Annotated in this window: 6 protein-coding genes; 4 read left to right on the top strand and 2 right to left on the bottom strand. The window is 51.4% G+C overall.

What is annotated here, in order from left to right; all coding sequences use genetic code 11:
* On the top strand, window positions 1-1,266 hold a 1,266-nt coding region (locus MVB78_RS04900), incomplete at its 5' end, for a transposase (RefSeq protein ID WP_297488636.1).
* A gap of 322 nt (window positions 1,267-1,588) precedes the next feature.
* Window positions 1,589-2,200, top strand: coding sequence for a hypothetical protein (locus MVB78_RS04895; RefSeq protein WP_297488633.1), 612 nt, complete (start codon window positions 1,589-1,591; stop codon window positions 2,198-2,200).
* 512 nt (window positions 2,201-2,712) lie between these two features.
* Here the strand turns inward: MVB78_RS04895 and thsB are convergent.
* Window positions 2,713-4,353 (bottom strand): thermosome subunit beta, encoded by a 1,641-nt coding sequence (thsB, locus tag MVB78_RS04890; RefSeq protein WP_297488670.1) that lies wholly within the window; start codon window positions 4,351-4,353, stop codon window positions 2,713-2,715.
* A gap of 376 nt (window positions 4,354-4,729) precedes the next feature.
* On the opposite strand from thsB, the gene MVB78_RS04885 reads away from it, so the two are divergent.
* Both MVB78_RS04885 and MVB78_RS04880 read left to right on the top strand, forming a co-directional pair.
* Window positions 4,730-6,079, top strand: coding sequence for a sodium-dependent transporter (locus tag MVB78_RS04885; protein ID WP_297488630.1), 1,350 nt, complete (start codon window positions 4,730-4,732; stop codon window positions 6,077-6,079).
* A gap of 145 nt (window positions 6,080-6,224) precedes the next feature.
* The gene (locus MVB78_RS04880) at window positions 6,225-7,250 is read left to right on the top strand and encodes a lipopolysaccharide assembly protein LapB (protein WP_297488667.1); all 1,026 of its coding nucleotides are present in this window, start codon (window positions 6,225-6,227) and stop codon (window positions 7,248-7,250) included.
* Here MVB78_RS04880 and MVB78_RS04875 read toward each other — a convergent pair.
* On the bottom strand, window positions 7,247-7,962 hold a 716-nt coding region (locus MVB78_RS04875; RefSeq protein WP_297488627.1), incomplete at its 5' end, for an ABC transporter permease. The two genes, MVB78_RS04880 and MVB78_RS04875, sit on opposite strands and share 4 nt — an antisense overlap.

The raw sequence follows: 7,962 nt of genomic DNA, 5'->3' as shown, positions 1-7,962 counted from the left end.
GAGAAAACCCTCTTCGAGTTAGCCGATACTGGAGCTAAAGCTTGGAACCGAGTAAACTATCTAAGACGACAACAATTCTTCAAAGAACAAATCGTGGACTTTAACAAGACTGAAAAGATTGTTTACGAGGAGTTCAAGAAGGAAATCGGTTCCGCAACCGTTCAACAAATTTGCAGGAAGAACGCCGAAGCTTGGCGGAGCTTCTTCTCCCTCTTAAGGAGCAAAAGAAACGGAGAACTGCCAGAAGACTTCAAACCAAAACCGCCAAACTATTTGAAGGACGATGGGAAGAGAAAACCATTAATCATCCTCAGAAACGACCAGTACAAGATTGAGGGTAACAAGTTAATCCTCAAGGGCCTTGGGAAATTCAAACGTCTTGAAGTCCAATTTAAAGGCAGAATACACTTGAAGGGCAAGCAGGGGAGATTAGAACTCACCTACGACCCAATCAAAAGAACATGGCATGCCCACATTAGCATCACGGTGGAGGAGAAGCTAATCAACGGCGAGTGGGTCAAAGTCCCGAGAAAACCATTGGGCGACCTTTCAGCGGGCATAGACTTGGGAGTGAACAATTTAATGGCCGTTTACGTCGAGAATGGGGAAAGCTTTCTCGTCAATGGAAGACCGTTGAAAGCCATTGACTTCTACTTTAGGAAGGTTATCGCTGACTATCAGTCCCAACTCAACAAGAGTGGAGCAAAGAACAGTAGAAAACTCAAAGCCCTCCACCAAAAAGCTAAGCTTCAGGCGAAGCACTACATTAACACTGCCGTGAGACAAACTGTTGAAAGGCTGTATCACCTCGGAGTTTCAAGGATTGTCGTTGGTTATCCCAAGGGCATCAGTAGAAACTCTGATAAGGGAGCGAGGCAGAATTTTCTCCTCTCCCACGTGTGGCGGTTTAACACGGTGATTCAGCGACTCAGGGAAGTTGCGGGAGAGTATGGTATCCTCGTTGAAGTCGTTGATGAGGCTTTCACTTCGAAAACTTGTCCCGTTTGCGGGAAGCCCCACGAGGGGGCTCGTTTTGTTCGTGGTTTGTTTAAGTGTCCCGTGACGGGGCTTGTGTTTAATGCTGACTTGGTTGGTGCTTTCAATATCTTGAAGAAGGTGGCAAAAACGATAACCCCGAGTCTGAGCGGGTTTTACGCTCAGAGGAGGGGTAATTGGCCTAAGACCGGGCCAGAGGGGTCGAAGACCCGCTTTGAGTTGGGTTTGAATGAAACCCCTCAAACCTCCCCGCCCTTAGCGAGGGGTTAGTTCATTGGAACCTTCGCCCTTCAGAGCGGGGAGGAGGTCAGCTTTGTCGAGTTTCCTCGGGTGGTTAGTTATTCCCTGTTTAAGGGTAGGGTTTTATTTCCTACCCTCGATGACTACATACTGCCCATCAGTTGCAAGAGAAACTTCTAAAGCGGGGTAAGCCTCAGGGTTTTGCGGATCTTCTATTGCCTCTGTTTGTATCAACCGGGATGAGGAAGTGATAACGTATGATTCAGACTTCCTGGCCATCACGGAGGTCTCAGAACTTAAGCTGATTCTTCTCGAGCGTTAAAGTTTAAATATCAAATACAGACCCACTACCATGTTCCTCTACACAAAGAACTTCAATGAGCAGAGGGCAAGGGCAATGGAAGGCCTCAGAAAGGCTCTGGCCGAAGATAAGGTTGATCACGATATAATCCCCCTCCTTGAGAAGATCAACGCCCTCGACAACTACTTTACCACCTCCTCCTGTTCGGGCAGGATCTCGGTAATGGAGATGCCCCACTTCGGCGATAAGGTGAACTCGGTCTGGCTCGGCAAGTGGCACAGGGAAGTTGCTGTTGAGGAAGTTCTTGAGGCCGTTGGAAGACACAACTCTGGCCAGCTCTGGTTTCTCGTGAGGAGCCCGATCCTCCACGTCGCCGCGAGGACGATGGAAGATGCGGTAAAGTTGCTCAACCTCGCGGTAGGCCTCGGCTTCAAGTACTCCAACGTCAAGAGCATCAGCCACAAAAAGCTCCTCGTTGAGATACGCTCGACGGAGAGGATGGACGTCCCTTTGGGAGAGAACGGAGAGCTCTGGGTGGATGGATATTACATCGAGAGGATCGTTGGCATTGCCAACGCCCAGGTGAGGAGGTTTAAAGGAAAGTTGAAGAGACTGGAGGAGGAGATTAAGAAATTGTCAAATGCCATCCAATCTTTCCCTTAGCTTATCAAACTCCTCAAGGAGATAAAACGCCTCAATGCCAGCTTCTTATACTGTTTTTGACCATGAGCCTGTCGTTTGAAACGAGAGCACTGGCCGTGAGCATGGCGGTCGCTATCTAACTTCCCCCCGTCGTGAAGGGCGAGGCTTTCAGAATAAAAAAGTAATAGGCATCGACTGCACGAGGATGAACATTTTCAGAGACGTAAACAGCGAGGTTGAGCAATTCGTTCTCGTCCTTTACGTTAAATTCCTCGATTAAGCTCAGCAGTGTGTGATAATCAATTCCCACACCGAGCCTTCGATTATAAAAATCCTCAGGATGTACACTGGTTACCTCCCGCAATTTTGGAAAAATCCAGTGCTAACCTTCTTCTTTCGGGTTTCCCTCGAAGAGAGCATCCACGGCAACGTTGGCGTCTTAAAAGGCCATCTGCCTTCGAGAAAGACTGGGGCATCGGGCAAGGACAGACAGCGGAAGAATAGATAGGTTGAAAGGCTAAAAAGTTAGAACTTCAGTCGAGGTCGCTGCTGAACTCTTCACTGCCTCCCTTTCCGCCTTCCTTCTCCTTCTCGAGCTTGCTTGCCGCTATGACGTCGTCTATGCGGAGGATCATTATCGCTGCCTCGCTGGCGCTCTTAATGGCCTGCTTCACGACCCTAACCGGGGCAATAACACCGCGCTCAAGCATGTCGGCAGGCTCGCCCTCGAAAACGTCAACCCCAACACTCGGACCCTTCTCCTTGTGCGCCGCTATGACCTTCACGAGGGTCTCTATGGGATCTAAACCGGCGTTCTCCGCGAGAGTCCTCGGAATAATCTTCAATGCCTCGGCGAAGTTCTCTATAGCCAGGGCTTCCTTGCCGCCAACCGCCTTGGCGTACTCGTCGAGCTTAATGGCCAGCTCGATCTCCGGGGCACCGCCAGCAGCGACGATCTTGCCGTCCTCGATGATGTCCTTGGTTACTTTGACGGCGTCTTCGAGAGCGCGCTCGACCTCGTCAACCACATGCTCCGTCCCACCGCGAATGAGTATCGTTACCGCCTTCGGGTTCCTGCAGCCTTCAACGAAGATCATGTTCTCTCCAGCTACTTTCCTCTGCTCGACAAGCTCGGCCTCACCGAGATCCTCACTCGTGAGATCCTTAACGTTGGTGACGATCTTCGCGCCAGTGGCTTTCGCGAGCTTCTCCATGTCGCTCTTCTTAACCCTCCTGACCGCCATTATGCCGTACTTTGCAAGGTAGTGCTGGGCAAGGTCGTCGATACCCTTCTGGACGAAGACGACGCTCGCGCCAACCTCCTTAATCTTGTCAACCATCTCCTTCAGCATGCGCTCCTCCTGCTCGAGGAACGCCTGAAGCTGATCCGGGCTGGTGATCCTTATCTCGGCGTCGGTCTCAGTCTCCTTGACCTCGAGGGCCTCGTTTATGAGGGCTATCTTAGCGTTCTCAACGCGCTTCGGCATTCCCGGGTGGACTACCTCCTTGTCGATGACGACGCCGCGGATGAGCTGGGTGTCCCTGACGCTTCCTCCCTCCTTCTTCTCGAACTTGATGTTGTCGAGGTCAACTTTATAGCCGCCTCCGACCTTCTCGGCCACCTGTCTGACGGCCTCGACCGCTATCTCCGCTAAGTACTCGCGCTCCTCCTCGGCGGCCTTACCGGTGATGGCTGTAACAGCGGCCTTCTTGAGGGTCTCAACGTCCTCGACGTCAACTTCCTTGGCGATACCATCGAGTATCTCCTGGGCTTTTTCGGCGGCGAGGGTGTAGCCCTTGACTATAACGCTCGGGTGGATGTTTTGGTCGAGTAGTTCTTCAGCCTTCCTGAGGAGTTCTCCGGCGATGACAACGGCAGTAGTAGTACCGTCACCGGCTTCCTTGTCCTGGGTCTTGGCAACCTCAACCATCATTTTAGCTGCAGGGTGCTGGATGTCCATCTCGTCGAGAATGGTGGCTCCATCGTTGGTGATGACTATGTCCCCGAGGCTGTCGACGAGCATTTTGTCCATTCCCTTCGGCCCGAGGGTTGTTCTGACGGTTTCGGCTATGATCCTGGCCGCAAGGATGTTGAGCCTCTGCGCGTCCTTTCCAACGTACCTCTGGGTTCCCTCCGGCAAAATCACAACAGGCTGACCTGCGAGCTGTGCCATCTCCCTCACCCCCTCCGTTTTTTTGTGGACTGACGGGCATCGGGGGCAATTGAGGTTCCGCATTATCCTTCCTTTGGACTATTTATAAAATTTTTGGTTAGGGTGAGTTTTTCCATATAACTTTCGAGTCAAGGGAAGATATCAAGCGCGGATGCAAGATGCTAAAAGAACGATTGGGCTTTTCTGAGCAATTTTATAAGGCAGCCGCTGAAATGGTTCTACAACTTTATTCTTCTACTTCTGTATGCATTATTTTAACATTAAGATCGAGTTTGGGAAGCCATCCGGTGATGTTGTGACAGTGACTTCATGGAAGACGCTACATTTTAATCTGGTATTCTACAGCGATGGGTTTATAACACAAAGGATACGATAAATGAAGACGGGAGGGAACATTATCATGTTTAACCGGAGCGGATTCTGGTATATCTCCCTTGTGGTGGCCGCTTATATGATAGGCGTTTCAAACTTCTGGAAGTTCCCGGCTCTTCTCATGGAGTACGGACTGGGTGGATTGCTCTCCTATCTTTTTATGATAGCCGTTATGGTGCCCTTAATCTCGACCGCAATGGTAAGCACAAAAAACAGGAGATATGAGTTGGTAGAGTTCTACAACAGGGAGTTCGACACTTTGGGGCCTGCAATATCTTTTTTCCTCTTTGACGTACTCCTGTTGTTGTATTACCCAATTGTCAGTGGATGGTTCCTGAAAAAACTGGCTCCTGATGAGTTGTTTCCCTCCAGTGGATGGAGTGTTATAGCGTTGCTGCTGTTCTTTGCAGTGCTTACCCTCACCCTTAGTGGGGGCGGGAACCATATAATGGATGCGATGATAGTTTCCTTGGCTATGGTCTTTGCCGCCCTTCTTGTGGCGGGCTGGATCCTTTACTCCCGAATTGGGGCAATGGGAATGACGTCAGTGTTCAAAGATCAGCTACTTCAGGCGCTCTCATGGAAGGGAGTGAGCGCAAATATGCTCGTGGATACGGCCAAACGGGCAGCCTATTCTGTGGGGATTGGAATGGGATTCTACCTCATTTTGGGGAGCTTTTTATCAGAGAAGCTCAGCCCATTCAAAGTAGCTACTGTAGGAGTCATTCTCGACACTCTTTCAGGGCTCCTCAGTGCAGTGATAATGATAATGGCCATGTCGATATCAGCGAGTGGGGGCATCCAGGGGAGGGAGGTAGTTATATCAACACTGCCAAAAACCCTTGAGGCCATTGGCATGATGACCGTTCTTTACTTCCTGTATTCGGCGTTCTTTTTTGCCGCACTGTCAAGCATGATTCCCCTCGGTGAGGTAGTTACCAGAGTGATGATGGAACTTTCCAAAAAACCATTGAATCCTCGGAGGGTACCGGAGTTCAGGAGGAGGTCTGTACTTCTTATAATGAGCTTCACGTTCCTCCTTGGGTTATCCGCGGTCGCAGTGGAGGCGTACACTGGGCTGGATGTTGTGAAAACACTCGACACTACAGTAGAGACCTTTATACTCTTCGGGGCGGTTTTGGAGGTACTGGGGGTTCCCTACGGTAAAGGATACATTCCAAGGATGTTAAAAATAAGCTCCTATCCGGGTGTTATCTCCGTTTTCTTACTCGGAATGCTGGCGGTGTGGGAGATGATAGCAGGGCAAAGTTTAATCTCACTCTCAATCCTCCTCATAGTACTCGGCGTTTCCTTGTTACCTGGAAAATTCTGGAAAAAACACCTCAACAAATAAAATGCCTACATCCCCTTGAGCCTTATGATACCCGTCGATGTTTTTAGATACCTCCGGGTCTTGTTGTGGCCGTCTCGCTGGGAATAACTCAGACCACTGACCATAGCTTTTTAACCGCTTTTCCAAATCAGCCCCGGTGGTTAAGATGACTGACGTAAAGGCCGAGTGGGAGAAGGCCTTAGCGGAGAAAGACTGCGAGAAGTTGCTCGAGCTCTTTGATGATTATATCGAGTCCATCGAAGACGAGGAGGAGCTTAGAAGGGAGCTTGAGAGGCTCAAGGACGTTGTGATTGAGTGCGAAGACCCCTATGAGCTGGCACATGAGATAGGGCACGTCTACGCTCACCTCGATGACGTTGAGGGGGGAATAGACCTCTATAAGAGACTCGTCGAGCTCAAGAAGGACGACCCTGAGGAGTACGCGACGGCGCTCTACTACTTAGCGGATGCATACGAGCACTTCGGAAAGCCGGACAAGGCGATTGAGGTCTACCAAAAGCTCCTTGAGCACGAGGAAGAGGTGCTAAGGAACGAAAAGGAGATAGCGCTGACCTTGGCGAACCTCGCGGTCAACTACGATGACGTTGGGGAGACGGAGAAGGCGATAGAGCTGATGGAGCGCGCGAGGGAGATATTTGAGAGGCTCAAAGACGAGAAGAACCGCATGATAAGCCTCCTTGATTTGGCGCACTTCAAGTACGAGCTTGGCGACTACGAGGCCGCGGAAGCGCTCATAAGGGAAGTCCTGAGGAACCCGAGGGACGACGAGGTGGAGATAAACGCGAAGCTGATAGAGGCCGAGATATGGGCCGGAAGGGAAGAATACGGCAAAGCCTTCAAAGCCCTTCGCGATGCCCTACTGAAGGCGATAAACGTTAGCGACGACGTCTTCGGCCTCGTCTTTGACACGCTCGTTGACTTCATCGAGGGGCTCTTCAACGAGGGTTCCTACGAGGTAATCGCGAAGAACATGGATGCCTTTGCCGACCTCTTCGAGGACGACACGGCCTACTTCTTCAAGGCTATCGGCGAGCTAGCCCGCTGGAAGGCCGGTGACGAGGATGCAAAGGCCCGCTTCGACGAGCTTTACTCAAAGGTCAAAAACGAGGAGCTTCGCTCGATCCTCGACGAGTGGAAGATGCCGAAGCTGAGCCTTAACCTAGGGCTTTAGTAGCTCTTAAGCCCAATTTTTCTCGCCTGTTTTTCACTCCATTTGTAGGTTAGGTAGCCGAGCAAGGCGTAGGCCAGAGAGATTACCGTTAGGTAAGCTATGCCTGAAACCGCCCCGGAGAAACCCGAGACGACTACCTTTCTCAAAGTCTCGGTCGTCGGGGCGTAGGGAAGGGCCTTTGCCAGCCACTGGAGAGGTCTTGGTAGGATTGAGAGCGGATACATCGCCCCGCTGAGGGCAAAGACGAGCATCTCAAGGATGCTTATGAAGGGCCCCGGGTCGCGGAGGTAGAGGACAACACCAGCTGCCGCTAAGCCGAGGCCAACCATCCCCGGCGTTCCAAGGAGGAGAACGGCAAGTCCTTTGAGGAAGGGAACCGCTTCTATTCTCAGGTTGAAGAGGAGGACGAAGAGGGGGACGTATATCAGGAGGAAGAGGCCGTTGAGGGCCAGCCTTACGAGGACGTTTCCGAGGAAGAAGGTTATCCTCCTCATCGGCGAGGCGAGGGAGTACTCAAGGGTTCCAGCGTAGAGCTCGTCAACCACGCTCCAGACGAACCCGCTGAGAAAGGTCAACCCAAAGCCCAGAACCATGAAGCCGAGGACTGCGAAGAGGAGGTAATCGGAGTAGCCGGTGAGTTGAGCGAGGGATTCCGAGTGCCTTCTCCCGGTTAGCCCTATTCCGATGAGGAGGGCGTTTCCGGCGAAGAAAA

Origin of the sequence: Thermococcus sp., assembly GCF_026991495.1 — an archaeon.
Classification (GTDB): Archaea; Methanobacteriota_B; Thermococci; order Thermococcales; family Thermococcaceae; genus Thermococcus.
The sequence above is the reverse complement of the archived record's forward strand: the minus strand, read 5'-3'. Positions and strand labels throughout refer to the sequence as shown.

What these genes read in the sequence shown, in the direction of transcription:
- MVB78_RS04895 (WP_297488633.1), top strand. Translation starts at nt 1,589, where the DNA reads ATGTTCCTCTACACAAAGAACTTCAATGAGCAGAGGGCAAGGGCAATG.
- thsB (WP_297488670.1), bottom strand. Translation starts at nt 4,353, where the DNA reads ATGGCACAGCTCGCAGGTCAGCCTGTTGTGATTTTGCCGGAGGGAACC.
- MVB78_RS04885 (WP_297488630.1), top strand. Translation starts at nt 4,730, where the DNA reads ATGAAGACGGGAGGGAACATTATCATGTTTAACCGGAGCGGATTCTGG.
- MVB78_RS04880 (WP_297488667.1), top strand. Translation starts at nt 6,225, where the DNA reads ATGACTGACGTAAAGGCCGAGTGGGAGAAGGCCTTAGCGGAGAAAGAC.